Origin of the sequence: Nonomuraea bangladeshensis (assembly GCF_039529455.1) — a bacterium.
GTDB classification, from domain to species: Bacteria; Actinomycetota; Actinomycetes; order Streptosporangiales; family Streptosporangiaceae; genus Nonomuraea; species Nonomuraea bangladeshensis.
In genome coordinates this window covers 464,802-489,567 of record NZ_BAAAMV010000005.1, presented here as the reverse complement: position 1 = coordinate 489,567, position 24,766 = coordinate 464,802, and the positions used below count along the sequence as shown (strand labels likewise).

Annotated in this window: 20 protein-coding genes; 8 read left to right on the top strand and 12 right to left on the bottom strand. The window is 71.2% G+C overall.

What is annotated here, in order from left to right; all coding sequences use genetic code 11:
* Nucleotides 1-2 precede the first annotated feature (2 nt).
* Nucleotides 3-1,067 (top strand): histidinol-phosphate transaminase, encoded by a 1,065-nt coding sequence (gene hisC, locus ABD292_RS18205; protein WP_344208591.1) that lies wholly within the window; start codon nt 3-5, stop codon nt 1,065-1,067.
* Here the strand turns inward: hisC and ABD292_RS18200 are convergent.
* Nucleotides 1,057-1,998 (bottom strand): EamA family transporter, encoded by a 942-nt coding sequence (locus ABD292_RS18200; protein WP_344208589.1) that lies wholly within the window; start codon nt 1,996-1,998, stop codon nt 1,057-1,059. The genes hisC and ABD292_RS18200 overlap by 11 nt on opposite strands.
* 163 nt (nt 1,999-2,161) lie before the next feature.
* On the opposite strand from ABD292_RS18200, the gene ABD292_RS18195 reads away from it, so the two are divergent.
* Complete coding sequence (locus ABD292_RS18195; protein WP_344208587.1) at nt 2,162-2,614, top strand: rhodanese-like domain-containing protein; 453 nt, start codon at nt 2,162-2,164, stop codon at nt 2,612-2,614.
* A gap of 265 nt (nt 2,615-2,879) precedes the next feature.
* On the opposite strand, the gene ABD292_RS18190 is transcribed toward ABD292_RS18195, so the two are convergent.
* The 4 genes from ABD292_RS18190 to purD all read right to left on the bottom strand — a co-directional run bounded on the left by ABD292_RS18190 (nt 2,880) and on the right by purD (nt 7,774).
* Nucleotides 2,880-4,169: a GTP cyclohydrolase IIa gene (locus ABD292_RS18190; RefSeq protein WP_329592708.1), complete on the bottom strand. Its 1,290-nt coding sequence runs from the start codon at nt 4,167-4,169 to the stop codon at nt 2,880-2,882.
* Nucleotides 4,170-4,370: 201 nt separating this feature from the next.
* The gene (gene murA / locus ABD292_RS18185; protein WP_344208585.1) at nt 4,371-5,636 is read right to left on the bottom strand and encodes a UDP-N-acetylglucosamine 1-carboxyvinyltransferase; all 1,266 of its coding nucleotides are present in this window, start codon (nt 5,634-5,636) and stop codon (nt 4,371-4,373) included.
* Between the two features lie 78 nt (nt 5,637-5,714).
* Nucleotides 5,715-6,551: a phosphoribosylaminoimidazolesuccinocarboxamide synthase gene (locus ABD292_RS18180; RefSeq protein WP_344208583.1), complete on the bottom strand. Its 837-nt coding sequence runs from the start codon at nt 6,549-6,551 to the stop codon at nt 5,715-5,717.
* The gene (purD, locus tag ABD292_RS18175) at nt 6,548-7,774 is read right to left on the bottom strand and encodes a phosphoribosylamine--glycine ligase (protein ID WP_344208581.1); all 1,227 of its coding nucleotides are present in this window, start codon (nt 7,772-7,774) and stop codon (nt 6,548-6,550) included. Before purD ends, ABD292_RS18180 begins: the two co-directional genes overlap by 4 nt.
* 415 nt (nt 7,775-8,189) lie before the next feature.
* Here purD and corA point away from each other — a divergent pair, with 415 nt between their 5' ends.
* Complete coding sequence (gene corA, locus ABD292_RS18170; protein ID WP_344208579.1) at nt 8,190-9,254, top strand: magnesium/cobalt transporter CorA; 1,065 nt, start codon at nt 8,190-8,192, stop codon at nt 9,252-9,254.
* Between the two features lie 16 nt (nt 9,255-9,270).
* Here corA and ABD292_RS18165 read toward each other — a convergent pair whose 3' ends face one another.
* Nucleotides 9,271-10,176: a glycerophosphodiester phosphodiesterase family protein gene (locus ABD292_RS18165; protein ID WP_344208577.1), complete on the bottom strand. Its 906-nt coding sequence runs from the start codon at nt 10,174-10,176 to the stop codon at nt 9,271-9,273.
* Nucleotides 10,177-10,395: 219 nt separating this feature from the next.
* Between ABD292_RS18165 and ABD292_RS18160 the strand changes: the two genes are divergently transcribed.
* A complete protein-coding gene (locus ABD292_RS18160; protein ID WP_344208575.1) occupies nt 10,396-10,944 on the top strand; it encodes a GNAT family N-acetyltransferase in 549 nt (182 codons plus the stop codon).
* Between the two features lie 5 nt (nt 10,945-10,949).
* Here the strand turns inward: ABD292_RS18160 and ABD292_RS18155 are convergent, their stop codons facing one another.
* From ABD292_RS18155 to fbaA, 3 genes are all read right to left on the bottom strand, one after another.
* A complete protein-coding gene (locus ABD292_RS18155; protein ID WP_344208573.1) occupies nt 10,950-12,233 on the bottom strand; it encodes an adenylosuccinate synthase in 1,284 nt (427 codons plus the stop codon).
* A gap of 110 nt (nt 12,234-12,343) precedes the next feature.
* Nucleotides 12,344-12,754 carry a DUF3151 domain-containing protein gene (locus ABD292_RS18150; RefSeq protein WP_344208571.1) on the bottom strand — a complete coding sequence of 137 codons (411 nt, stop codon included), beginning with the start codon at nt 12,752-12,754 and terminating at the stop codon, nt 12,344-12,346.
* A 34-nt stretch (nt 12,755-12,788) separates the two neighbouring features.
* On the bottom strand, nt 12,789-13,811 hold the full coding sequence (fbaA, locus tag ABD292_RS18145; RefSeq protein WP_344208569.1) for a class II fructose-bisphosphate aldolase: 1,023 nt from the start codon (nt 13,809-13,811) through the stop codon (nt 12,789-12,791).
* 129 nt (nt 13,812-13,940) lie between these two features.
* Here fbaA and ABD292_RS18140 point away from each other — a divergent pair, with 129 nt between their 5' ends.
* Entirely contained in the window at nt 13,941-14,642 is a 702-nt protein-coding gene (locus ABD292_RS18140; protein WP_344208567.1) for a DedA family protein, read from the top strand.
* An 80-nt stretch (nt 14,643-14,722) separates the two neighbouring features.
* Nucleotides 14,723-15,130 (top strand): hypothetical protein, encoded by a 408-nt coding sequence (locus ABD292_RS18135; protein WP_344208565.1) that lies wholly within the window; start codon nt 14,723-14,725, stop codon nt 15,128-15,130.
* A 7-nt stretch (nt 15,131-15,137) separates the two neighbouring features.
* Here ABD292_RS18135 and pyrE read toward each other — a convergent pair whose 3' ends face one another.
* Nucleotides 15,138-15,671, bottom strand: a complete 534-nt coding sequence (gene pyrE, locus ABD292_RS18130) for an orotate phosphoribosyltransferase (protein WP_344208563.1) — start codon at nt 15,669-15,671, stop codon at nt 15,138-15,140.
* A 136-nt stretch (nt 15,672-15,807) separates the two neighbouring features.
* On the opposite strand from pyrE, the gene ABD292_RS18125 reads away from it, so the two are divergent.
* A complete protein-coding gene (locus ABD292_RS18125; protein ID WP_344208561.1) occupies nt 15,808-18,327 on the top strand; it encodes a sigma factor in 2,520 nt (839 codons plus the stop codon).
* Nucleotides 18,328-18,513: 186 nt separating this feature from the next.
* Nucleotides 18,514-19,794 carry an NYN domain-containing protein gene (locus tag ABD292_RS18120; protein WP_344209101.1) on the top strand — a complete coding sequence of 427 codons (1,281 nt, stop codon included), beginning with the start codon at nt 18,514-18,516 and terminating at the stop codon, nt 19,792-19,794.
* Here ABD292_RS18120 and ABD292_RS18115 read toward each other — a convergent pair.
* Both ABD292_RS18115 and ABD292_RS18110 read right to left on the bottom strand, forming a co-directional pair.
* Entirely contained in the window at nt 19,791-20,426 is a 636-nt protein-coding gene (locus ABD292_RS18115; protein WP_344208559.1) for a response regulator, read from the bottom strand. The genes ABD292_RS18120 and ABD292_RS18115 overlap by 4 nt on opposite strands.
* Nucleotides 20,427-20,428: 2 nt before the next feature.
* Entirely contained in the window at nt 20,429-24,622 is a 4,194-nt protein-coding gene (locus ABD292_RS18110; protein ID WP_344208557.1) for a HAMP domain-containing protein, read from the bottom strand.
* Nucleotides 24,623-24,766: the final 144 nt, after the last annotated feature.

Below are 24,766 nucleotides of genomic sequence, written 5' to 3'. Positions count from 1 at the left end.
GCATGCCTCGTTTCCGCCAGATCCTGGACAGCATGGCCCCGTACAAACCGGGCAAGGCGGTCGCCGCACCCGACGGGCGGTCCTACAAGCTCTCCTCCAACGAGTCGCCCTACGACCCGCTGCCGTCCGTGGTGGAGGCGGTCGCCGAGGGCGCGCGGCAGATCCACCGCTATCCCGACGCCGGCGCGGTCGCGCTCACCGAGGCGATCGCGGCGCGCTACGGCGTGCCGGCCGAGCACGTGGCCACCGGGCCCGGCTCGGTGACGGTGGCGCAGCAGCTCCTGGAGGCGGTGGGCGAGCCCGGCGCGGAGGTCGTCTACGCCTGGCGCTCGTTCGAGGCCTACCCGCTGCTGGCCGACCTCGCCGGGGTGACGTCCGTACGCGTGCCGCTCGCGGGCGAGGACCACGACCTCGACGCCATGGCCGAGGCCGTGACCGACCGGACGAGCCTGATCTTCGTCTGCAACCCCAACAACCCGACCGGCACCGCGATCCGCCGCCGCGAGCTGACGGCCTTCCTCGACCGGGTGCCCGAGGACGTGCTGGTGGTGCTCGACGAGGCCTACCGCGAGTACATCCGCGACGAGGACGTCCCCGACGGCGTCGAGCTCTACCGCGACCGGCCCAACGTGTGCGTGCTGCGCACGTTCTCCAAGGCGTACGGGCTGGCGGGCCTGCGGGTCGGCTACCTCATCGGGCACGAGCCGGTGGCCTCGGCGGTGCGCAAGACCACCGTGCCGTTCGCCGTCAACAGCCTCGCCCAGCTCGCCGCCGTGGCCTCGCTCCAGGCCGAGGACGAGCTGCTGGAGCGGGTCGAGCGGGTGGTCAAGGAGCGCACCAGGGTGAGCGAGGCGCTGGCCGCGCAGGGCTGGACGGTGCCGCACTCCGAGGCCAACTTCGTCTGGCTGCGGCTCGGCGAGCGCACCGCCGACTTCGCCGCGGCCTGCGCGGCCGAGGGCGTCGCGGTGCGGCCGTTCCATCCGGAGGGCTGCCGGGTGACGATCGCCGACCCCGAGGCGAACGACGCCTTCCTGGCCGCCGCGGAGAGCTTCGCCGCTAGACCTTGACCTCTTCGGCGGTGGCCGCCGTCCTGACCTTGGCGCGTCGCTCGGTGGAGACCACCAGGGCGACGCCCACCAGGATGACCGCGCCACCGGCGATCATCTGCGGCGTGGCCACCTCGTTGACCACGAGCACGCCGAGCACGACCGCGACGGCCGGGTTGACGTAGGCGTAGGTGGACACCAGCGAGATGGGCGCGTTGCCGAGCAGCCAGGTGTAGGCGGTGAAGCCCACCAGCGAGCCCACCAGGATCAGGTAGACGAGGCCTCCCCAGGAGCGCCCGGAGACCGCCGCCACGTCGAGCCGCTCGCCGAACGACAGCCCGGCCACCAGCAGGCCGAGGCCGCCCGCCGCCATCTCGACCGCGCTGGCCGCCCACACGTTGGGCGGCATCGGGATGCGCGCCGACAGGAACGACCCGATCGACCACGACAGCGAGGCCACCAGGATCACCACGATCCCGGTGGTGCTCGCCGTCTCGCCGCCGCCGCTGAGCGACAGCGCGGCGACCCCGCCGAAGCCGACCAGCACGCCCAGCAGCGTGAGCAGCGCGGGCCGGTCGCGGGCCGCGATGCGGAACACCACCAGCCAGAGCGGCACCGACGCGACGAGCAGCGCGGCGAGGCCGGTGGAGATGTGCTGCTCGGCCACGGCCACCATGCCGTTGCCGCCGGTCAGCAGCAGCAGCCCGACCAGCGCGGCCCCGCCGAGCTGGCGGCCCGACATGCGGAAGGGCGCGGTGCCGTTCTTGACCAGGAGGAAGGCGCCGAGCAGGAGTGCGGCCACGACGAACCGGAGTGAGCCGCTGAGCATCGGGGGCATGGTCTCGATGGCGAACTTGATGCCGAGGTAGGTCGAGCCCCACACCACGTAGACGATGGCCAACGCGCCCCAGACCATCAGGGGGCGGGGGGTGTCAGCAGCGTTGCCAGTCATGGCTCATGACTTTACCGGGCGGGTGCGACAGAACGCTCGCGGGTATCGGACTGTGGGACGAGTGGCGAAATATGAGCGATAGTGGGCATTCGTGCCACTGTCGGGGTCCCTGTACGGGCTGCCAGGATCGCGGCGTCCGGAAGTCCGCACCGGGAGGAGTCCCATGTCCGCCGTCAACCTGTCTGCTGCCAACACTGAGGCCGTCGCCCACTTCGCCGCCCGCCTGACGTTCGAGACCGACGTCTCCGACGTCGCCGCCGACCTCGCCGCCGGCCTGCCCGGCCTCGTGGTCGTCGACTCCCGCAGCCGGGAGAGCTGGGACCAGGGGCACCTGCCGGGCGCGGTCCACCTGCCCACCCGCGAGATCGCCACGCGGGCCGCCGGGCTCGTGCCGCCGGACGCCCGGGTGGTCACCTACTGCTGGGGGCCGGGCTGCAACGGCGCGACCCGCGCCGCCCTGGAGTTCGCCCGGCTCGGCTATCAGGTCAAGGAGATGATCGGCGGCTTCGAGTATTGGGCGCGGGAGGGCTTCGCGGTCGAGACCGCCTCCGGCGTCAGCCGCCGGCCGGTCGACGCGCTCACGGCACCGGTGGAAGCCATCGCCTGCGGCTGCTGACCGGAACCCGTCACGGGCCCGGCGGCGCCGCGCAGCGCCCCTACAGCGCCGCGCAGCGGCCTTCTGGCGGCCGGTGGCCGAAAAAGTTGGCGCCCCCGTCCGAATCGTGTCGATCGGGGGCGTCCGAGAACATACCCGGATCCGGCCGGGTCAACCAACAACTCGGCAAGAGTCAATGCGCAGGTGCGCAAAGGTGACAGCGTCGGTCAAAACGCCGGTCACCACGACCCCTTGCCCAGTGCAGGACCGACCCCGCCGGAGCGGGTCACCTCGGGCCCAGCTTCTCCACGATCAGCCGGTAGAGCTGCCGGGGGCGGCCCGGCTGCGGGGTGCGGTTGGGCGGTAGCGGCCACGCGAGTCCCTCGTCAACCAACGTGCGCAGCAACCGCCGGGCCGTCCGGGGGGTGACCCCCAGCATCTTGCCCGCTCCTTCCGCGTCCACCACCGTGTCGCCGCCCTCCAGCTTCGCCGCCAGCCTGGCCAGCACCTCCACGCCCTTCGGCTTCAGCGCGGTGGCCCCGGCCGGCGGCATCCGCGGGGCCGGGATGAGCGCCCGCCCCTCGCGGTCCACGGCGAAGCCCTGTGCCTGCTTGCCCGCCTGGGTGCGGGCCAGCGCGGCCCGCGCGTGCGACTCCGCGTCGTGCGTCGTGCGCCCCATGCCCACGCCCACCTCGACCGCCAGCCCCAGCTCGTCGCGGATCCTGGCCGCGAACGGCAACACCCGGAACCCGTCGGTGGCCGCCGCGATCGAGCCCCTGGTCGCGGTGACCAGATAGCTGTGATCGTCGATCGGCCAGACGGTGGCGTTGATCCGGTTCGCCTCCTGGACCAGCAGCCGGTGCAGCGACAGCCGCAGCTCGTCGCGCCAGTAGCGGGGCGCGGCGCGGCGCACGGGTTCGCGCAGCGTCGGCACCTCCACCAGCACCACGGTGAGCTGCGACTCCTCCAGCCGGTGGTGCGCGCCGAGCAGCGCCGCCGTGTGCAGCGCCGTGCGCACCGCCGCCGAGGTGGGCCGGATCCTGATGGCCGGCACCCCCGCCGCGTTGAGGCGTTCGGCCACCGCGGGGAGGCAGGTGAGCGCCCCCGTGGTGACCCCCTGGCGGGCCAGGCGTTCGTGGTAGGCCGCGATCGTGCCGGTCGCTCCCGGCTCGTCGCGGCTGTGCACGTCCGTGGCCGGGATGCCGAGGTCGGTGTACGCCTCCTCGACGTCCGCCCGGCTTATCACGTCGATGCTGACCCTCTGGGGGTCGATCCGAGTGTCCAGCGCCGCCTTCGCCAACGCCGCCACCAATGCCGCTCCGCCGAGTTGTACGTAGGTCGCGGGCATCGTCAACACGCCGGAACGCCGCGCCAGGTCATAGGGGACCGGGCTGGCGAACAGACACGCGTCGACACCTGGACCCAGCCGCGTCACCTTGTCGGGCGCCTCCTGCTCGTCGCGATAAGCGGCGGCGACAAGGCGACACGGCAGCGGTGCAGCGGCGTGACCCATCAGCATGACCCGCTCGACCAGGTCGTGGGGTCCGACCACGCCGATGGTGAGGTCCGGGGTCATGGCGCCCGGGCGTGACACTCGGGGAGTTTCTTCGGCCCTCTCGACCAATGTTCGTCCCATCCTGCCGTCCGTTGCAATGCTCTCTTTTGGAACGATCGCTCGCGGGGGCCGTAATGTCACGCCCGACTTTTCCGGAAAGCCGTTCTGGTTGACCGCCCGGCAGTATGTCCTAGCAGCTCAGCGAGGTTTTTCCGCCGTTTTTTAGCGTTCGGAAATCTCTCGTGTAATGTCCGCGCCGAGCGCGCGCATTCGCGCGGCGAGATGCGCGTGGCCGCGGTCGATGAGGTAACCCGAGTCGATGACGGTCTCGCCCTCGGCCGCGAGGCCGGCGAGCACCAGCGCGATCCCGGAGCGCAGGTCGTGCGCGGTCACCTGGGCGCCGGTCAGCGGGGTGCGCCCGCGCACCACCGCGCGGCTGCCGTCCACCTCGACGTTGGCGCCCATCTTGTTGAGCTCGCCGGCCAGCGCGAAGCGGCCGTCGAAGATGCGCTCGTGGATGTAGCTGGTGCCCTCGGCCAGGGCCGCGACCGTCATCATCGGCGACTGGAGGTCGGTGGCGAAACCGGGATAGGTGTCGGTGATGATGTTGATCGGGCGCAGCGGGCCCTCGCAGCGCACGTGCAGCACCGCGCCCTGGCGGGCGAACTCGACGCCCATCTGCTCCAGCTTGTAGCGCACGACGCCGAGGTCGAGGCCGGTGCCGACGAGGTTGAGCTCGCCCCCGGTGATCGCCGCGGCCATCGCGAAGACGCCGGCGTCGAGCCGGTCGGGCATCACGGTGTGCTCGACCGCGTGCAGCTCCTCCACGCCCTCGACGGTGATGAACCCGGTGCCGCCGCCGCTGATGCGCGCGCCCATCTTGGTGAGCATGTCGATGACGTCGAGCACCTCGGGCTCCAGCGCGGCGTTCTCGATCACGGTCGTGCCCTTGGCCAGGCAGGCGGCCATGATGAGGTTCTCGGTGCCGGTGTGGGACGGGGTGTCGAGGTAGAGCGTCGCGCCGGTCAGGCCGCTGGCCTTGACGTGGATGACGGTCTCCTCCTCGTCCACGATCGCGCCGAGGCGCTTGTAGCCGAGGTAGTGGAAGTCGAGGTTGCGGCTGCCGAGGTTGCAGCCGCCGACCCCCTCGACGATCGCCTCGCCGAGGCGGTGCAGCAGCGCGGGGGTGAACAGCACCGAGCCGCGGAAGCGTCGGGCGATCTCGGCGGGCAGCACGGGGCTGCTCACCCTGGAGGCGTCGATGACCAGCGTGCGCTCGGACTCGTGCAGCTCGACGTAGGCGCCCACGGCCTCGGCCAGCTCGACCGCGCGCCGGACGTCCTCGATGATCGGCACGTTGCGCAGGACGGTGCGCCCCGTGGCGGCGAGCAGGGCCGCACCGATCATGGGTAGCACGGCGTTCTTCGCGCCCTGGATGAACGCGGTTCCACGCAGTGCGTTGCCACCGCGCACGCGGTAACGGACCATTTCGTGCGGCTCCTTGAAATCACGGGGAAGGGTCGATCGGGCCAACAGTAGTCGCTCGCACCAGATGACCCAGCCGAATCATCCGCTAAAGGGAGCCCCCGTGAGCCGCTCATATGCTTCTAGGTATCGCTGCCGGGTGCGCTCGACGACATGGTCCGGAAGACGAGGTGGGGGGTTTCCGGAGGATTTGTCCCATCCGGATTCGGGCGAAAGTAGCCAGTCGCGTACATATTGCTTGTCAAAAGACGGCTGGGACCGGCCCGGCCGCCACTCGTCGGCCGGCCAGAACCGTGAGGAGTCGGGCGTCAGCACCTCGTCGCCCAGCGTCAGCACGCCGTCGGCGTCCCAGCCCAGCTCGATCTTGGTGTCGGCGAGGATGATGCCGCGCTCGGCGGCGATCCGCGCGCCGCGCGTGTAGACGGCCAGCGTGATCCTGCGCAGCTCCTCGGCGGTCTCCGCGCCGATCTCCGCCACCACCCGCTCGTACGTGATCGGCTCGTCGTGCTCGCCCTGCGGCGCCTTGGTGGACGGCGTGAAGATCGGCTCGGGCAGCCGCGAGCCGTCCTCCAGCCCCTCGGGCAGCGGCACGCCGGAGACCGCGCCGCTCGCGCGGTATTCGCTCAGCCCGCCGCCCGCGAGGTAGCCGCGCGCCACGCACTCGACCTGCACCATCCGCAGCGGCCGGCACAGCACGCCGCGCGCCTCGTCGCCGGGTGCCACCACGTGGTTGGGCACGATGTCCTTGAGCTGGTCGAACCACCACAGCGAGAGCTGCGTGAGAATGGCCCCCTTGTCGGGGATGTCGGGCTGCAGCACGTAATCGAAGGCGGAGATCCGGTCGGAGGCCACCATGAGCAGCAGGCCGTCGTCGGTCTCGTAGAGGTCGCGTACCTTGCCGGAGTGCACGTGCTTCATCGGGCGATGTCCGTCCTGTGGTGGGAGCCGCGCAGCCCGATGCGGGCCACCAGGTCGTAGGCGTTGGCGCGGGCGCTCTCCTGGTCGGGACCGTTGCCGACCACGGCCAGCACGCGGCCGCCCGCGGAGCGGACCTCGCCACCCTCGCGGACGGTGCCGGAGTGCAGGACATAGGCGTGCTCTGTGTCGTGCTCGGTGTCGGCGAGCCCGGTGATCGGGTCGCCCTTGACCGGGGCCTCGGGGTAGCCCTCGGCCGCGATCACGACGGTGACCGCCGCGCCCGGCTTGAACACCGGGTCGAGCCCCAGCTCGCCGGTGGCGCAGGCCATGAGCAGCCCGCCGAGCGGCGTCTCCAGCCGGTCGAGCAGGACCTCGGTCTCGGGGTCGCCGAAGCGCGCGTTGAACTCGACGACCTTCGGCCCCTTCGCCGTCAGGGCCAGCCCGACGTAGAGGACCCCCTGGTAGGGCAGCCCGCGCCGGGACAGCTCGGCCATCGTGGGGTGCACGATCTCCCGCATGACCTGGTCGGTCAGCCCTTCGGGGGCCCAGGGCAGCGGCGTGTAGGCGCCCATGCCGCCGGTGTTGGGTCCCTCGTCGCCGTCGTAGGCGCGCTTGAAGTCCTGGGCGAGCTGGAGGGGCACGGCCGTGCTGCCGTCGCAGAGCGCGAACAGCGACACCTCGGGGCCGTCGAGGTATTCCTCGATCACCACCCGCTCGCAGGCCCGCGCGTGCGCCAGCGCCTTTTCGCGGTCGCCGGTGACCACGACGCCCTTGCCGGCCGCGAGCCCGTCGTCCTTGACGACGTAGGGGGCGCCGAACTCGTCGAGCGCCGCGGCGGCCTCCTGCTCGGTGGAGCAGGTGCGGGCCCGCGCGGTGGGCACGTCGGCGGCCATCATGATCTCCTTGGCGAACGCCTTGGAGCCCTCGATCATGGCCGCGTCGCACGAGGGCCCGAAGCAGGCGATGCCCGCCTCGCGCACCGCGTCGGAGACGCCTGCCACGAGCGGGGCCTCGGGCCCGACCACGACGAGGTCGGCCCGCAGCCGCGTGGCCAGCTCGGCCACCTGCCCGGGATCGAGCGGGTCGACCGCGTGGACGGTCGCGACCTGCTCGATGCCCGCGTTGCCGGGGGCACAATGCAGCTCGGTGACCTGCGGGTCGAGCTTCAGCGAACGGCACAGGGCGTGCTCACGCCCTCCGGATCCAATGACTAGAACGCGCACGGGCTCCATTGTCGCAGGCCCGGGGGACCGCTGGCCGGTGCAGGTCTCGGATGCGCCGATTGCCGGAAGAGCCGATGAACGCCGATGAACGCCGATGAACTTCGTGCGGTTCTCCCTGAGCGGTGTGCCGCCGGAACGGTATCGTCGTTTACGTTCAACCGCCTGTGGTAGGTTAAGGCGGCTTTGCGGCGTCTCTTGCGATTGGAGGTGGTCCGGGATGAATCCTGGTGATCCCAGCAGTACGTGCCACTCATGCACGTACTTCCCGTATGCCCCCGACCACTCCAATCAGGCAGCCTGATCGTGCCTCCACGCCAGTGAGGTGACTTTTTCGTCGCGTGGAGCGCGCCATGTCGGGCGGAAAGGGACTGCCATGCGCTCGTCCACGCTTTTCCGTCGAATCAACCGTTACCCGGTGCAGCGGGCCGCTCACCCGATCGTGAAGCCCGCCGCCGTTCCCTGCGTGCCGCCGACGCGGTCCGTCGTCGAGTTCGGCGCGTACGTGCGGGGCAAGAAGGTCCCGGCCACGGGCATCGCCGAGGCGCTCGACCTCGTACGCGAGCACAACAAGGACTCCGACGGCGCCAACGCCTTCGTCTGGGTCGGCCTGCACGAGCCCGAGTCCCCCGAGGTCGAGTGGCTGTCGGAGGTGTTCGGCCTGCACCCGCTGGCCGTCGAGGACGCCGTCAAGGCCCACCAGCGCCCCAAGGTCGAGCGGTACGGCGACTCGTTGTTCATGGTCCTCAAGACCATCGCCTACCTCGACCACGACCAGTCGAGCGACAACACCGAGATCATCGCCACCGGCGAGATCATGGTCTTCCTCGGCGCCGACTTCGTGATCACGGTGCGGCACGGCGAGCACTGCCCGCTCACGATCGTGCGCGAGCGCCTTGAGGACAAGCCCAAGCTGATGAACCGCGGCCCGGCCGGCGTGCTGCACGCCATCGCCGACCACGTCGTCGACCAGTACCTCCAGGTGGCCGACCTCATGCAGCTCGAACTCGAAGAGGTCGAGGCCACCGTCTTCGCCGACGTCAGCTCCCGCGACATCAACCGGATCTACCAGCTCAAGCGGGAGATGCTGGAGATGAAGCGGGGGGTCACGCCGTTGCAGGCGCCGCTGTCCGCGCTGCCGCAGCGGCGGGTGATCCCGGCCGAGATGCGCGAGTACTTCCGCGACGTCGGCGACCACCTGTCGAGGGTCTGCGAGCAGGTGGAGTCCTCCAACGAGCTGTGCAGCTCGATATTGCAGGCCGCGCTCGCGCGCTCGAACGCCCTCGCCAACGAGGACATGCGCAAGATCTCCTCGTGGGTGGCCATCCTGGCGGTGCCCACCATGATCGCCGGCATCTACGGGATGAACTTCGACTTCATGCCGGAGACCAAGCAGGTGTGGGGCTATCCGGCGGTGCTGGCCGTGATGATCACCGCCTGCGTGCTGCTGCACCGCGGCTTCCGCCGCAACGGCTGGCTCTGACCAGGGTCGCCGAAGCTCAGACGCCGACCGGCTTGAGCGGGGCGACGGGGCGCGGCAGCTCCAGCCCACGCTCGCGCCACAGCTCGCGCATCCGGTCGGGGTAGTCGGTCACGATGCCCGACACGCCGAGGTCGAGCATCCTGGCCCCGAGCGCGACGTCGTTGACCGTCCACACGGCGACGTCGAGCTCGGCGGCGGCGGCCTGCGCCATCAGCTTCTCGTCCACCATGACGTGCTCGGGCGAGAGCGTGGTGGCCCCGGCCGCGCGGGCCGCGGCGGGCACGTCGGAGCCGAGGTCGTCGTGCCAGTGCAGGGTGTCGGGCTCGATCAGCGCGAAGCGCCGCGTGCCGGGCGCGAGGCGCGCGGCGTGCCGGATGATCCGCCAGTCGAAGCTGAGCACGGCGGCGTTGCCGAGCCGGCCGTGCCGGTCGAGCTCGTCCACCACGAGCTCGGTGAACATCCCGGGGTCGGCCGTCAGCTCCGGCCTCGTGGGGTCGGACTTCAGCTCGACGTGCAGCCGCACGCTCTCGGCGTCGTAGGCGTTGACCAGCCCGAGCACCGCGCCGAGCGTCGGCATCCTGGTCTCCGGCATGGCGACCTGGGTGAGCGCGAACGGGTCGCCGGGGTGCTTCGGCAGCCGTACGCCCACGTCGAGCGTGTGGAGCTGGGCCAGCGTGAGGGCGTTGACCGGCTTGCCGACGTAGGGGTGGAGCGGGTCGCCGTCGCGCAGCGGCCGCCGGTCGGCGCTCGTCACCGCGGAGACCGTCAGGTCGTGCGTGAGCACGAGACGCCGGTCGGCGGTGAGCGCCACGTCGAGCTCCAGCGCGTGAACGCCGAGCTCCATCGTGCGGCTCATACCCGGCAGGGTGTTCTCCGGCCACAGGCCCCGGGCGCCCCGGTGACCATGAATCTCAACGCGCACACCGGGACCCTATCTGGAGCGGGGGGTCCAGAGGCAGTGCCACGCCGTGTCCTTTTTATCCTGCTACGCCCGGTCGGGCGCTACTCAAGGGACAATAGGCTGTTCTCTATGGCAAAGGTTCTTAAACCTGCCCATTTCCCAATAGTTCGGGCATGGGTTGATGGCTGGGTCATCTCCCGCAACGCCCCGGAGCCGGTACGCGTACCGTGGGGCCTGCGCGTGGACGTCGGACTCCCCGGCCACGTCGCCCGCCACATCGTCGCCGACCCCACGCCGGAGACCGTGCGCCACCTGACCGCCACCCTCACCACGCCGGGCACCTGGCTCAAGCTCTGCGCCCCCGCCGACACGATGGCCCCGCTGCTGCCGCGACCCTGGCAGGTCAAGGACCACGAGTACATGATGACCGCCCGCCTGACCGGCCTGGCCCGCGTGGCGGCGCCCGAGCCCCCGGCCGGCTACGCCCTGGCGGTCACCACCCGGGCCGGCGTCACGGCCGCCCGCCTGCTGACCCCGGCCGGGGAGGTCGCCGCCCGCGGCCAGTTCGCCGTGGCCGGCGGGACGGCCGTCGTGGACCAGGTGGAGACCGCGCCGAACCATCGCCGCCGCGGCCTCGGCTCCGTGGTGATGCGCACGCTCGCGACCCACGCCGCCCGCCGCGGAGCGCGCGCCGGCGTCCTCGTCGCCACCGCCGAGGGCCAGGCCCTCTACGAAACCCTGGGCTGGACCCTCCACACCCCGATGACGGCCGCCGTCCTCACCGACTGAACGGGTCAGACCAGGGGGCGGACCACCAAGGTCTGGTCGCGGCCGGGGCCCACGCCGATGGCGCTGATCGGGGCGCCGCTCATCTCCTCCAGCGTCCGCACGTACGCCTGCGCGTTCGGCGGCAGGTCGGCGAAGGTCTTGGCGCCGGTGATGTCCTCCTGCCAGCCCGGGAACTCCTCGTAAATGGGCTTGGCGTGGTGGAAGTCGGTCTGCGTCATGGGGATCTCGTCGTGGCGGACGCCGTCCACCTCGTAGGCCACGCAGACCGGGATGCGCTCCAGGCCGGACAGCACGTCCAGCTTGGTGAGGAAGTAGTCGGTGACGCCGTTGATCCGGGTGGCGTAGCGGGCGATGACCGCGTCGAACCAGCCGCAGCGGCGGTTGCGGCCCGTGGTCACGCCGTACTCGCCGCCGGTCGTGCGCAGCCAGTCGCCCATCTCGTCGGTCAGCTCCGTCGGGAACGGGCCCGAGCCGACGCGGGTGGTGTACGCCTTGAGAATGCCGATGATCTTCGTGAGCCGGTTCGGCGGGATGCCCGCCCCCGCGCACGCGCCGCCCGAGGTCGGCGAGGACGACGTCACGAACGGGTACGTGCCGTGGTCGATGTCGAGCAGCGTGCCCTGCCCGCCCTCCAGCAGCACGAACTTGTCCTCGTCCAGCGCCTTCGACAGCACCAGCGAGGTGTCGGCGATGTGCGGCTTGAGCCGCTCGGCGTAGCCGAGGTACTCCTCCAGCACCGCCTGCGGCTCGATGCCGCGCCGGTTGTAGACCTTGGTGAGCACCTGGTTCTTCTCGGTCAGCGCGACCTCGATCTTCTTGGCCAGGATGCCGGGGTCGAGCAGGTCCTGCACCCGCACGCCCATCCGGGCGATCTTGTCGCCGTACGCAGGACCGATGCCGCGCCCGGTCGTCCCGATCTTGGCCTTGCCGAGGTAGCGCTCGGTGACCTTGTCCAGGGCCTTGTGGTGCGGCATGATCAGGTGCGCGTTCGCCGAGATCAGCAGCCGCTCGGCGGAGATCCCGCGCGCGGCGAGACCGTCGATCTCGCTGAGCAGCACGCCGGGGTCGATCACCACGCCGTTGCCGATGACGGGGACGACCTCCGGCGACAGGATGCCCGTCGGCAGCAGGTGCAGCGCGTACTTCTGGTCGCCGATGACGACCGTGTGGCCCGCGTTGTTGCCCCCCTGATAGCGGACGACGTAATCGACGTCGCCACCGAGCAAGTCGGTGGCCTTGCCCTTGCCCTCATCGCCCCACTGGGCACCAACGAGAACGGCAGCCGGCATGGTTCAGTCTCCCGAGCACAAAACGAAACCCCTGGCGCAAGCGCGACAGGGGCTCTTGCGTAGAGAGACTACCCGAACGTGTCCTTTCGTCCCAAGGGGGCCGTGCGCTGCTACCCCTTCGCCAGGGCTTCGTAGCCGGTTTCGGTGCTGTCCTTGAGGAACTGCAGGCAGCGTTCGGCCTCGTCCTTCTCGCCGATCGCCTGGGCGGCCCTCGACAGGGCGTACAGGCAGCGGAGGAAGCCGCGGTTGGGCTCGTGCTCCCAGGGGATGGGCCCGTGTCCCTTCCAGCCGTTGCGGCGGAGCTGGTCGAGGCCGCGGTGGTAGCCGGTGCGCGCGAAGGCGTAGGAGGTGACCGCGTGCCCCTGGGCGAAGTACTCCTCCGCCAGCGCGGCCCACGCCGCCGGGTGGGCGGGGTAGCGGGCGGCCACGTCGGAGGCCTTGGCGCCGGACTCCAGCGCTTCCCTGGCCTCGGGCAGGTCCGGCAGATGAGTCGGGGGCGGCCCGGCGAGAAGGTTATCCATAGGACAAGTCATACCCGCCGGGCCAGGCGCGTGGCTACGAGATCTTCGTCCCAGCGCTCTTGAGGTGCTGGCACGCCTCGACGACGCGGGCGGCCATGCCGGTCTCGGCGGCCTTGCCGTACGAGCGCGGGTCGTAGGTCTTCTTGTTGCCGACCTCGCCGTCCACCTTGAGCACGCCGTCGTAGTTGCGGAACATGTGGTCGGCGATCGGGCGGGTGAAGGCGTATTGAGTGTCGGTGTCGATGTTCATCTTCACCACGCCGTAGGAGATGGCCTCCTGGATCTCCTCCAGGGTCGAGCCGGAGCCGCCGTGGAAGACCAGGTCGAAGGGCTTGTCCTTGCCGTACTTGGCGCCGACCGCCTCCTGGATCTCCTTCAGCACGCCCGGACGCAGCTTGACGTGGCCCGGCTTGTAGACGCCGTGGACGTTGCCGAAGGTCGCGGCCAGCATGTAGCGGCCGCGGTCGCCCACGCCGACGGCCTCGGCGGTGGCGAGCGCGTCCTCGCTGGTGGTGTAGAGCTTCTCGTTGATCTCGCCGACGACGCCGTCCTCCTCGCCGCCGACGACCCCGATCTCCATCTCCATGATGATCCGGGCCCGCGCGCACTTGTCGAGGAGCTCCTGGGCGATCTCCAGGTTCTCCTCCAGCGGCACGGCGGAGCCGTCCCACATGTGCGACTGGAAGAGCGGGTCGAGGCCCTTCGACACCCGCTCCAGCGAGATGTCGATCAGCGGCCGCATGAAGCCGTCGAGCTTGTTCTTCGGGCAGTGGTCGGTGTGCAGGGCCACGGTGACCGGGTATTTGTCGGCGACGATGCGGGCGTACTCGGCCAGCGCGGTCGCGCCCGTGACCATGTCCTTGACCGTCGTGCCGGACAGGAACTCCGCGCCGCCCGTGGAGACCTGGACGATGCCGTCGCTCTCCGCCTCGGCGAACCCCCGCAGGGCGGCGTTCAACGTCTGCGATGAGGTCACGTTGATCGCCGGGTAGGCGAATCCGCCGGCCTTGGCCCGGTCGAGCATCTCAGCGTAGACCTCTGGAGTCGCGATAGGCATGATTCATCTCCCTGAGAAGTAACGGCTGTACGCCAGGGCCCAGTATTCCGGCTCACTACCCGGCGTGGTAGAGACAACGCCCGTGCGGGGAACACGTCACGCATGCCCGCTGACGGTAGGCTCTGCCCCGTGGACTGGCTTTTGAATCTCCTCGACCCGACGTGGTGGCTGACCATTCTCGGCACTTTCGCCACGATCGGCGTGCTGGCCATCATCTTCGCAGAGACGGGTCTGCTGCTCGGGTTCTTCCTGCCCGGAGACTCGTTGCTGGTGGCCGCGGGGATTTTCAGCTCCGCGTCCGTCGCGGCGGGCATGAACATCGAGCCGCTCTCCTTCCCCCTCCTGGTGGTCGGCACCCCGCTGTGCGCCATCGCCGGGGCCCAGCTCGGGCATTTCCTGGGGGCGCGTTTCGGGCGGAGGATGTTCGACAAACCCGATTCCCGGTTGTTCAAGAGGGAGCACGTGCTCCGGGCCGAGGAGTTCTTCGAGAAGTTCGGTCCGGCCAAGGCGGTCGTCCTGGCCAGGTTCGTGCCGATCGTCCGTACGTTCATGAATCCCGTCGCGGGCGTCCTGGAGATGCACCCCCGGCGTTTCTTCGTCTGGAACGTCATCGGCGGCGTCGTCTGGGTCGAGAGCCTGCTCCTGCTCGGCCACTTCCTCGGCGGCCAGGTCGACCCGAAGCAGATCGACAAGTACGTCCTGCCGGGCGTGTTCGTCATCGTCCTGATCTCGCTCATCCCGATCATCGTCGAGGTGGTCAAGAAGCGCCGCGAGGCCAAGCGGCTGCCCGCCCCCAACGGCAAGCACCACCGCGTTGGCGACCCTTTCTGAGATCCTGAGCAGGAGAAGATCCGGAAGAGCCGCACACCACGCGCTACGCTCCCTGTGTGGGACGCCACAGGTCGGATCCGATGGGTCTCGCCCGCATGGCGCTGGCCGTTGTCGCGGCGGGCGCCCTGGTGACACTCCTGGTCATCGGCGCGCGGGCGCTGATCGGCACGCTCAGCGCGCCGTCACAGGCCGAGCGCGAGCGGGTCTCCGCGCCGGCCACCCCCGTGGGCGAGCCGGACGCGCGGGTGCCGACCGTGCGCATCGAGTGCCTGGCGGAGACGTGCCCCACCGTCACCGTACGCGTGCCGGGCGGCGACGTGCTCCAGCACCGCGAGATGAGCAGGGGCGAAGAGGTCAACTACTTCGAGGACGAGCTGGACGTCGTGGTGAGCGACGGCGGCACCGTCCGCGTCACCGAGAACGGCCTGCCCCGCCCGCAGGGCGAGCCGGGCGCCAGGCAGGCGTTCACGGTGCGCGCCTCCGGCTGAGCGCCGGTCAGAGCCCCAGGTCGTCCAGCGTGTACGCGGTGCGATACTCCAGCCCCTCGCCGACGACCCGATCGCGCGCCCCCCGGTCGACGATCGTGGCCACGGCCACCACCTCGGCCCCGGCCTCGCGCAGCGCCTCCACGGCGGTCAGCACCGACCCGCCGGTGGTCGAGGTGTCCTCCACGGCCAGCACCCGCCGCCCGGCCACGTCGGGCCCCTCGATGCGCCGCTGGAGCCCGTGCTGCTTGGTGGCCTTGCGCACCACGAACGAGTCGAGCGCGCGCCCGCGCGCCGCCGCCGCGTGCAGCATGGCGGCCGCCACCGGATCGGCCCCGAGGGTGAGGCCGCCCACGGCGTCGTAGCCGAGGTCGCCGGTCAGGTCGAGCATCACCTTGCCGACGAGGGGCGCGGCCACGCCGTCGAGCGTGATCCGCCGCAGGTCGAGATACCAGTCGGCCTCGATGCCCGAGGAGAGCGTGACCTTGCCGTGGACGACGGCCTTCTTCTTGATCTCGGCCAGCAGATTGTCGCGGTCTGTCATGCCTCCAAGCTTAGGGTCCTGATCAGCCCCGACCCCGCCGGTACAGCTTCGCGGCCAAAGCAGGTCTCCCGGTTTAGCCAAGACGGGGACTGCGGAATGTATGCGCGAGGCAACGCCACGTAATCGCGAGGTCACCATGAGTGTCGAACCGCCGCGCAGCGACGCGGATCTCCTGCGGGCGTCCGCACAGGGCGACGCCGCCGCCTACGGCCTGCTCTACCGGCGGCACGCGGCCGCGGCCAGGGCGCTGGCCCGCCAGCTCGTCCGCGGCACGGAGGCCGAGGACGTCGTCGCCGAGGCGTTCACCAAGGTCCTCGACCTCGTGGGCCGGGGCCGAGGCCCCGAGTGGAGCTTCCGCACCTGCTTACTGACCGTCGTGCGCCGCACCGTCCACGACCGCTCCCGCGTCGAGAGCGGCGGGCTCGCCGGCGGCGAGATCGAGGACTACGACCCCGGCGCGCCCTTCGTCGATCCCGCGCTCGTCGGGCTGGAGAGGTCGATCGTCGCCCGCGCCTACCTGTCGCTGCCCGAGCGGTGGCGGGCCGTGCTCTGGCACGTCGAGGTCGAGCGGTGCCGGCCCGCCGCGGTCGCGCCGCTGCTCGGCCTGTCGGCCAACGGCGTGGCCGCCCTCGCCTACCGGGCGCGTGAGGGGCTGCGGCAGGCGTACCTCCAGGTGCATCTCGGCTCGCGGCCGCGGCGCGAGTGCCGGCCGGTGCTCGGCAGGATGGGCGCGTACGTGCGGGGCGGGCTGGCGCGGCGCGACTCCCGGGTGGTCGACGAGCACGTCGGCCGCTGCGAGGAGTGCAACGGCGTGCTGCTGGAGCTGGCCGACGTCAACCGCGGGCTGCGGGTGATGGTGGGGCCGCTGTACGTCGGCCCGCTCTTCGGCGGCTACGCCGCGGCGCTGGCCAAGGGCACGGGCGGCGCGGCCGGGCTGCTGGGGGTCCTCGCCGCGCTCCGGCGGGCGGCGCGGCGGCGGAGGGCCGCGCTGGGCGGTGGCGCGGCGGTCGCGGCGGCGATGACGGCCGCGTTGTTCCTGATGTCGGCCGACGAGCCGGCTGGCCGGTCCGTGGCGGCCTCGACGGCGATGGAACCGGCCGCGCCGGTGCCGTCTCCTCCGTCACCGCCACGACCGGTCGGGCGTTCCGAGCTGGCACCGCACCTGCTGGGGTCTGGCGGGGGTTCCGAGCTGGGGCCGTACCCGCTGGGGCCTGGCGGGAGTCCTGAGCTGGCACCGTACCTGCTGGGGCCGGTTGGGCGTTCCGAGCTGGGGCCGTACCTGATGGGGGCGGTCGGGGGTCCCGAGCTGGGGCCGGTCGGGCGTCGCGCGCTGGTGTCGCCGCCGGCCCCTGGGCCGGCGCGCAGCCCGTCCGGTCAGGCCCGGTTGCGGGCCGCCGTCGAGCCGCTCGGCGCGCTCGTCCGCGCCCAGCCCGGCATCGTCGGCGTCCGGCTGCGCAACGACGGCGACGCGCCCAGCGGCGAGGTGGCCGCGCTGGTCGAGCTGCCGAAGGGCGTCACGCTCATCCCCACGGCCCGCCGGCACCAGGCCGCCGCGCTCCACGGCCCGGCCGGCACGGCCGACGGCTGGGCCTGCCGCCCCACCGGCGGCGGCGCCCGGTGCGGGCGGGCGCCGCTGCCGCCCGGCGAGGGCACGGCGGTGTTCCTGCGGGTGCGGGTCGACGAGAACGCGCCCGAGGGCGCCGGGCCCGCGCTGCGGGTCGAGGCCGGGGCGCTGCGGGTGCTGGCGCGGGCCGAGGACGGGGTGCGCGCGAGCGGCGCGCCCGCCAGGTTCGCCACCGAGGGCAGGGTCACCGTACGCGCGGTCGGCAACTCCCTGCTGACCTGCCCCGAGGAGCGGGAGGGCTGCCCGGAGGCCCGGCGGCGGCAGGGCGACCAGCGGGACAACGACCTGTGGCCGATGGAGCCGCTCGACCGCGACGACGATCCGGCGACCCGCTGCTCCAGCGCCGCCCGGCTCGTCCTGCCGAAGGGCGGGCGGGTGGTGTGGGCCGGGCTCTACTGGTCGGCGAGCGGCGACCGGGCCGGGCCGATCAGGGTGCGTCCGCCGGGGCGGGGGTCGTACGTCACCGTCCACCCGTCGAACGCGGCCGTCCGCGAGCTGCCCAACGGGCCGGTCTACCAGGCGTTCGCCGACGTGAGCATGCTGGCGGCCGGTGCGCGCAGGAGCGGCCTGTGGTGGGCGGCCGACGCGCCCGTCATGGAGGGGACGGCGGGGCACGCCGGGTGGAGCCTGGTGCTGGTCGTCACCGATCCGCGCGAGCCGTACAGCCAGGCCGTGGTCCTCGACAGCGCCACCGTCGTCGGCGGGCCGCGACGGCGGGTACGCCTGCCGATCGGCGGCCTCACCCCCGCGGCCGCTCCCGCGCGGGCCGAGCTGGTCACCTGGGAGGGCGACGCCGGCCTCGCGGGCGACCGCGTCTCCCTCGGCAGCGGCGCCCTCACCCCGGCGGGCGGCGACCGCGACCGGTCCAACGTCTTCGACGGCTCCTCGGGCGGGGTGGCGGAGATGACGTTCGGCGTGGACGTCGACACGGTCGGCGCGGAGCTGGGGGCCGATCCCGGGCTGACGATCGCCACCGACAAGGACGTGGTCATGTTCGGGGTGGCGGCGCTGAGCGTACGGGCACGCTCGTGACCGCGAAAAGGACAAACTGGTACGGTTCGCCTAGGCGACCCAGCGCATCGACGGCCGAGGGGCGAATCGTCGGGATTAACCCTCGGACGATCACCTGCTTTCATTACCCTGAGAGAGGGCCGCCGGATCCGGTCTCTGACGGTGCAGAGCCAGCAAGGTCGGACCACCAGGAAAGGGGCGGTGTCAGTGGATCGCTGCGCGCTGTTCGTGGACGCCGGCTATCTGCTGGCAGACGGAGCGATGGCCGTGCACGGCACACGCCATCGCGAAGCGGTCGCCTGGGACTACCCGGGGCTGCTCCAGCTCATGACCGGCCTGTCGCGCGAGCGCACCGGGCTGCCGCTGCTGCGCTGCTACTGGTACGAAGCCACGGTCGAGGGCCGGCGCACGCCGGAGCACGACGCGCTGGCCGACATACCGGGGCTCAAGCTCAGGCTGTCGCGCATCAGGCCCGGCCGGCGCGAGGGCGTGGACGCCCAGGTCCACCGCGACCTCATGACGCTCGCCCGCAACAACGCCATCTGCGACGCCGTGGTCGTCAGCGGCGACGAGGACCTCACGCAGGTCGTCTGCGACGCGCAGGACCTCGGCATCCGGGTCACGGTCATCCACGTGGCCGCCGAGGGCGGGTGGGCGGTGTCCCGTTCGCTGCAACAGGAGTGCGACGACCTGGTCGAGCTGGGTGCGGTGCACCTGCGGCCCTACGTCGCGATGGTCTCCGGCGTCAGCGAGTCGTCCAACGGGCACCACCATCACCAGGCCCAGCCGCTGACCAATGGCCAGGGCACCCACGCCCTGCCGCCCGCGCAGCCGCCCCCGTCGCCGCCGCCCTCGTCCCTGCCCTCTTCCCTGCCTTCTTCGGTGCCGCTGGCCGCGCCGCAGCCGTCCGGGAGCCACGCGGCCGGGTCGTCGGGCTCGACCGGGCAGCACTCCGCGAACGGCTCGGCCCACTCCGGACGCGGGCAGTCGTCCGCGCCGCCGGTGCTGCCGACGTACACCAACTACCAGATCGAGCAGCCCTCGTCCCCGGCGCCGGCCACCGGGCCCATCCCGATCCAGCCGTCCGCACCGCCGCCGGCACAGCAGGCCCCCTCGCCGTCGCCCAGCACGGGACAGTTCGCCGCGCAGTCCGGCAGCGGGGGCTACCAGCCGTCGCAGCACGGCTCGTACTCGGGGCCGCACGCCGCGCCGGTCGTCCCCGCGGCGGCCACGGCCGGCGCCACCACGCTGTCCGACGCGGTCAAGGCCGCCCACCGCGAAGGGCACGACTTCGGTGAGTCCGTCGCCAGGGACGCGCCCGCGCTGTGGCTGGAGGCGGTGCTCGCCCGCAAGCCCCGGATGCCGTCCGACCTGGAGGCGCGGCTGCTGCAGGGGTCGTCGCTGCCGATCGACTTCCTGCTCCACGACGAGGTGCGCCACGCCCTGCGCAGGGGGTTCTGGGACGCCCTGGAGCGGGCCCGGAGCTAGCCGCCCGACAGGGCGTCGAACCCGGCGCGCAGGTGCGTGACCCGATCCGTGAGATCGGACAGCGGAGCGGCGAGCGCCTGGTCCTGCGACTTGCGGACCAGCTCCCGCATCCGGGCCAGCTCGTCCTCGACCGCCGTCAGCCGCCGCGACAGCTCGGGCAGCACCGACGTGTGGTCGCCGGCCCCGGGCGGCAGCTCGCCGGTGAGCCGCTCGCGCAGCAGGGACGCCTGCTCGGCCACCCGCTTGTGCATGGTGTAGAGCTCGGCGAACACCGACACCTTGGCCCGCAGCACCCACGGGTCGAACGGCTTGGTGAGATAGTCGACCGCGCCCGCCGCGTAGCTGCGGAAGGCGTAGTCGGGAGCGCTGTCCACCACGGTCAGGAAGATGATCGGGATGTTCCTGGTCCGCTCGCGCCGCTTGATGTGCGCGGCCGTCTCGAACCCGTCCATGCCCGGCATCCGCACGTCGAGCAGGATGAGCGCGAACTCGGTGTTGAGCAGCGCCTTGAGCGCCTCCTCGCCCGACCGGGCGCGCACCGGCACCAGGTCGAGCGAGCTGAGGATGGCCTCGAGCGCGATGAGATTCTCCTCGCGGTCGTCGACCAGCAGGATCTTGGCACGATCCGGCACGATCACGCCCCTTCGCCTGATGAGTCGGATGCGGCTGAGTCGGATGCGGCGCCCTTGCCGCGGCTGAGCCAGCCCCGCAGGCGTTCGAGCAGGCGGTCGACGTCGACCGGCTTGGGCACGTAGTCGGAGGCGCCGGAGGCGATGCTCTTCTCGCGGTCGCCGCGCATGACCTTCGCCGTGAGCGCGATGATCGGCAGGTCGGCGAACTGCGGCATGCGCCGGATGGCCGAAGTGGTGGCCCAGCCGTCCATCTCCGGCATCATGATGTCCATCAGCACGAGCGCGACGTCCTCGTTCCGTTCGAGCTGCTCGATCCCCTCACGGCCGTTCTCAGCGTAGACGACCGTCGAGCCGTGCCGCTCCAGGACGCTGGTCAGCGCGAACACGTTCCGGATGTCGTCGTCCACGATGAGGATCTTGGCGCCGTTGAGCGGGTCGTCGCCCTGCCACTGCGACGGGGTCTCGACCGGCGGCTCGACCAGCTCCGGCATGGGCAGGTCGAGCGGCAGCGGCGGCTCGGGGACGGCGTGCGCGGCCGGCTCGTCGGAGGGCGGGCTCATGAGCTGCCGCCGCGCCACGCCGCCGTCGGTGGCCGCGAGCGGCCCGGTGTAGGAGGCGGGCAGGTAGAGCGTGAACGTGCTGCCCTTGCCCAGCTCGCTGTCCACGTGGATCTCGCCGCCCAGCAGCCGGGCGATGTCGCGGCAGATCGCGAGGCCGAGGCCGGTGCCGCCGTACTTGCGGCTGGTGGTGCCGTCGGCCTGGCGGAACGCCTCGAAGATGACGTCGCGCTTGTCGGGCGCGATGCCGATGCCGGTGTCGATCACCTGGAACGCCAGCAGGTCGCGGGCGTCGTGCAGGGTGTCGTCGTCGAAGTCGACGCCGGGAGGCGCCATCGACACGCGCAGCTTGACCTCGCCACGCGGGGTGAACTTCACCGCGTTCGCCAGCAGGTTGCGCAGCACCTGCTGCAGCCGCTGCTCGTCGGCGCGCAGCTCGCCCGGCACGTCCGGCTCGATGTCGACGGTGAACGCGAGCCCCTTGTCCTGCGCGAGCGGCGCGAACGCCGCCTCCAGCAGGTCGACCATCTTCGGCAGCGCCACCTGGATCGGGTGGATGTCCATCCGGCCCGCCTCGACCTTGGACAGGTCGAGCATGTCGTTGATGAGCTGGAGCAACGCCGAGCCGGCGCTGTGGATGGTCCTGGCGAACTCGACCTGCTGCGAGGTGAGGTTGCCCTCGGCGTTCTCGGTCAGCAGCTTGGCCAGCACGAGCAGGCTGTTGAGCGGCGTGCGCAGCTCGTGCGACATGTTCGCGAGGAACTCGGACTTGTAGCGCGAGGAGACCGCGAGCTGCTCGGCGCGCTCCTCCAGGGTGCGGCGGGCCTGCTCGATCTGGAAGTTCTGGATCTCGATGGCGCGGTTCTGCTTGGCCAGCAGCGCCGCCTTGTCCTCCAGCTCGGCGTTGGACCTGCGCAGCTCCTCCTGCTGGCGCTGCAGCTCGTCGGAGCGTTCCTGGAGCTCGCGGGTGAGCCGCTGCGACTCGGTCAGCAGGTCCTCGGTGCGGGAGTTGGCGATGATGGTGTTCATGGTGACGCCGATGGTCTCGACGAGCTGGCGCAGGAAGTCGAGGTGCACCTCGCCGAACGGCGTGAACGAGGCCAGCTCCAGCACGCCGAGCACGCGGTTCTCGAACAGGATCGGCAGCACCACGATCTGCGCGGGCGTGGACTGGCTGAGGCCGCTGTCGATCGTGATGAACTGCGGCGGCACGTCGTCGAGCACGATGTGCCGGCCCTCGGCCGCGGCCTGCCCGACGATGCCCTCGCCGATCGCGAACCGCTGCCGCGGCGCCTTGTCGGGCCGCACGCCGTAGCCGCCGATCAGCACCAGCTCGTGGTCGCCCTCGGGGTCGATGCCGTAGAAGGCGCCGTAGCGGGCCGAGACCAGCGGCGTCAGCTCGCTCATGGTCAGCTTGGCCACCTCGAACAGGTCGCGGTGGCCCTGCATGAGCCGGGAGATGCGGGCCAGGTTGGACTTGAGCCAGTCCTGCTCCTGGTTGGCCTGGGTGGTCTCGCGGAGGTTGGCCACCATCGAGTTGATGTTGTCCTTCAGCTCCGCCAGCTCGCCCTGCGCCTCGACGGCGATCGAACGGGTGAGGTCGCCGCGGGCGACGGCGCTCGTGACGGTGGCGATGGCGCGCACCTGGGTGGTGAGGTTGCCGGCCAGCTCGTTGACGCTCTCGGTGAGCCGCTTCCAGGTGCCCTCGACGCCCTCGACCCGGGCCTGCCCGCCGAGCTGGCCTTCCGAGCCCACCTCGCGGGCCACGCGGGTGACCTCGGAGGCGAAGGAGGACAGCTGGTCGACCATGCGGTTGATGGTGGTCTTCAGCGCCAGGATCTCGCCCTGGGCGTCCACGTCGATCTTGCGGGTGAGGTCGCCGTTGGCGACCGCGGTGGTCACCTCGGCGATGTTGCGCACCTGGTAGGTCAGGTTGTTGGCCATGAAGTTGACGTTGTCGGTGAGGTCCTTCCAGACGCCCGACACGCCCTGCACCCGGGCCTGGCCGCCCAGCTGGCCCTCGGTGCCGACCTCGCGGGCCACCCGGGTGACCTCGGAGGCGAACGACGAGAGCTGGTCCACCATCGTGTTGAGGGTGTCCTTGAGCTGCAGCATCTCGCCCTGGGCATCGACGGTGATCTTCTTCGACAGGTTGCCCTGCGCAACGGCGGACGAGACCGCGGCGATCTGGCGTACCTGTGAGGTGAGGTTGTTGGCCATCGAGTTGACGTTGTCCGTCAGGTCCTTCCAGACGCCGGACACGCCGCGCACCTGGGCCTGGCCGCCGAGCTGGCCCTCGGTGCCGACTTCGCGGGCCACGCGGGTGACCTCGGAGGCGAACGACGAGAGCTGGTCGACCATCGTGTTCATGGTGGACTTGAGCTCCAGGATCTCGCCCTGGGCGTCCACGTCGATCTTGCGGGTGAGGTCGCCGTTGGCGACCGCGGTGGTGACCTGCGCGATGTTGCGGACCTGGTAGGTCAGGTTGTTGGCCATCGAGTTGACGTTGTCGGTGAGGTCCTTCCAGACGCCCGACACGCCCTTGACCTCGGCGCGCCCGCCCAGCTTGCCCTCGGTGCCGACCTCGCGGGCCACGCGTGTCACCTCGTCGGCGAACGACGAGAGCTGGTCGACCATCGTGTTGAGGGTGTCCTTGAGCTGGAGGATCTCGCCCTGCGCGTCGACGGTGATCTTCTTCGACAGGTTGCCCTGGGCCACGGCCGTCGCCACGGTCGCGATGCTGCGCACCTGCGAGGTGAGGTTGTTGGCCATGAAGTTGACGTTGTCGGTGAGGTCCTTCCAGACGCCCGACACGCCGGTGACCTGGGCCTGGCCGCCCAGCTGGCCCTCGGTGCCGACCTCGCGGGCGACCCTGGTGACCTCCTCGGCGAAGCCGGAGAGCTGGTCGACCATGGTGTTGACGGTGTTCTTCAGCTCGAACATCTCGCCCACGGCGTCGACCGTGACCTTGCGGCTCAGGTCGCCCTTGGCGACCGCGGTGGTGACCACGGCGATGTCGCGGACCTGGGCCGCGACGCGCGAGGACATCGTGTTGACGGCCTCGGTGAGGTCGCGCCAGCTTCCCGACATGCCGCGCAGGTTGGCGCTGCCGCCCAGCCGTCCCTCGGTGCCGGCCTCGCGGGCGACCCTGGTCACCTCGGAGTTGAACAGCGCGAGCTGGTCGACCATGCCGTTGATGGCCTTGCCCAGGCGGCGCACCTCGCCGCGGGCCGAGCGGTCGAGGTCGATGCGCCGCGACAGGTCGCCCTTGGCCACCGCGTCGATGACGTCGGCGGCGCCGCTGACCGGGCTGACCAGGGCGTCGATCAGCATGTTGACCGACTCGACGCTCTCGGCCCAGGCGCCCACGCCGGGGCCGGGCGTCAGCCGCTCGCTGAAGCGGCCTTCCTTGACCACTTCTTTACGTACGCGGACCAGCTCGTTCGCGAGATGCTCGCGACGGTCGGCCACTTCGTTGAGCAGCAGCCGCACCTCGCTCAGGATGCCCGGGGGTGCGTGGGGGACCCGCCGCCGGAAATCGCCGTCACGCCACGAGAAGAGAGTCTCCAGAATGGGCACGAGATCGGACTCGGTGTAAGTCCTCTCCTCCGGGGTCGGCGCGGCCTTGGCCGTGGTCATGGGGCCTCCTTCACTCGCCCTGGGCCTTCGCGAGTGATTCAAGTCTGTCACGTTGAGTAGCTCGTAGTCCTGTCCTTGGATTTACCCCAAGCCCGTGCGATGTGTGGTAGGCACGATGGGATGACTGCATCTCCCCATGCGGTG

What these genes read in the sequence shown, in the direction of transcription:
- ABD292_RS18180 (WP_344208583.1), bottom strand. Translation starts at nt 6,551, where the DNA reads ATGAAGCACGTGCACTCCGGCAAGGTACGCGACCTCTACGAGACCGAC.
- ABD292_RS18155 (WP_344208573.1), bottom strand. Translation starts at nt 12,233, where the DNA reads ATGCCGGCTGCCGTTCTCGTTGGTGCCCAGTGGGGCGATGAGGGCAAG.
- ABD292_RS18190 (WP_329592708.1), bottom strand. Translation starts at nt 4,169, where the DNA reads ATGACCCCGGACCTCACCATCGGCGTGGTCGGACCCCACGACCTGGTC.
- hisC (WP_344208591.1), top strand. Translation starts at nt 3, where the DNA reads ATGCCTCGTTTCCGCCAGATCCTGGACAGCATGGCCCCGTACAAACCG.
- ABD292_RS18110 (WP_344208557.1), bottom strand. Translation starts at nt 24,622, where the DNA reads ATGACCACGGCCAAGGCCGCGCCGACCCCGGAGGAGAGGACTTACACC.
- murA (WP_344208585.1), bottom strand. Translation starts at nt 5,636, where the DNA reads ATGGTCCGTTACCGCGTGCGCGGTGGCAACGCACTGCGTGGAACCGCG.
- pyrE (WP_344208563.1), bottom strand. Translation starts at nt 15,671, where the DNA reads ATGACAGACCGCGACAATCTGCTGGCCGAGATCAAGAAGAAGGCCGTC.
- ABD292_RS18125 (WP_344208561.1), top strand. Translation starts at nt 15,808, where the DNA reads ATGAGTGTCGAACCGCCGCGCAGCGACGCGGATCTCCTGCGGGCGTCC.
- ABD292_RS18150 (WP_344208571.1), bottom strand. Translation starts at nt 12,754, where the DNA reads ATGGATAACCTTCTCGCCGGGCCGCCCCCGACTCATCTGCCGGACCTG.
- ABD292_RS18135 (WP_344208565.1), top strand. Translation starts at nt 14,723, where the DNA reads ATGGGTCTCGCCCGCATGGCGCTGGCCGTTGTCGCGGCGGGCGCCCTG.
- ABD292_RS18200 (WP_344208589.1), bottom strand. Translation starts at nt 1,998, where the DNA reads ATGACTGGCAACGCTGCTGACACCCCCCGCCCCCTGATGGTCTGGGGC.
- ABD292_RS18195 (WP_344208587.1), top strand. Translation starts at nt 2,162, where the DNA reads ATGTCCGCCGTCAACCTGTCTGCTGCCAACACTGAGGCCGTCGCCCAC.
- fbaA (WP_344208569.1), bottom strand. Translation starts at nt 13,811, where the DNA reads ATGCCTATCGCGACTCCAGAGGTCTACGCTGAGATGCTCGACCGGGCC.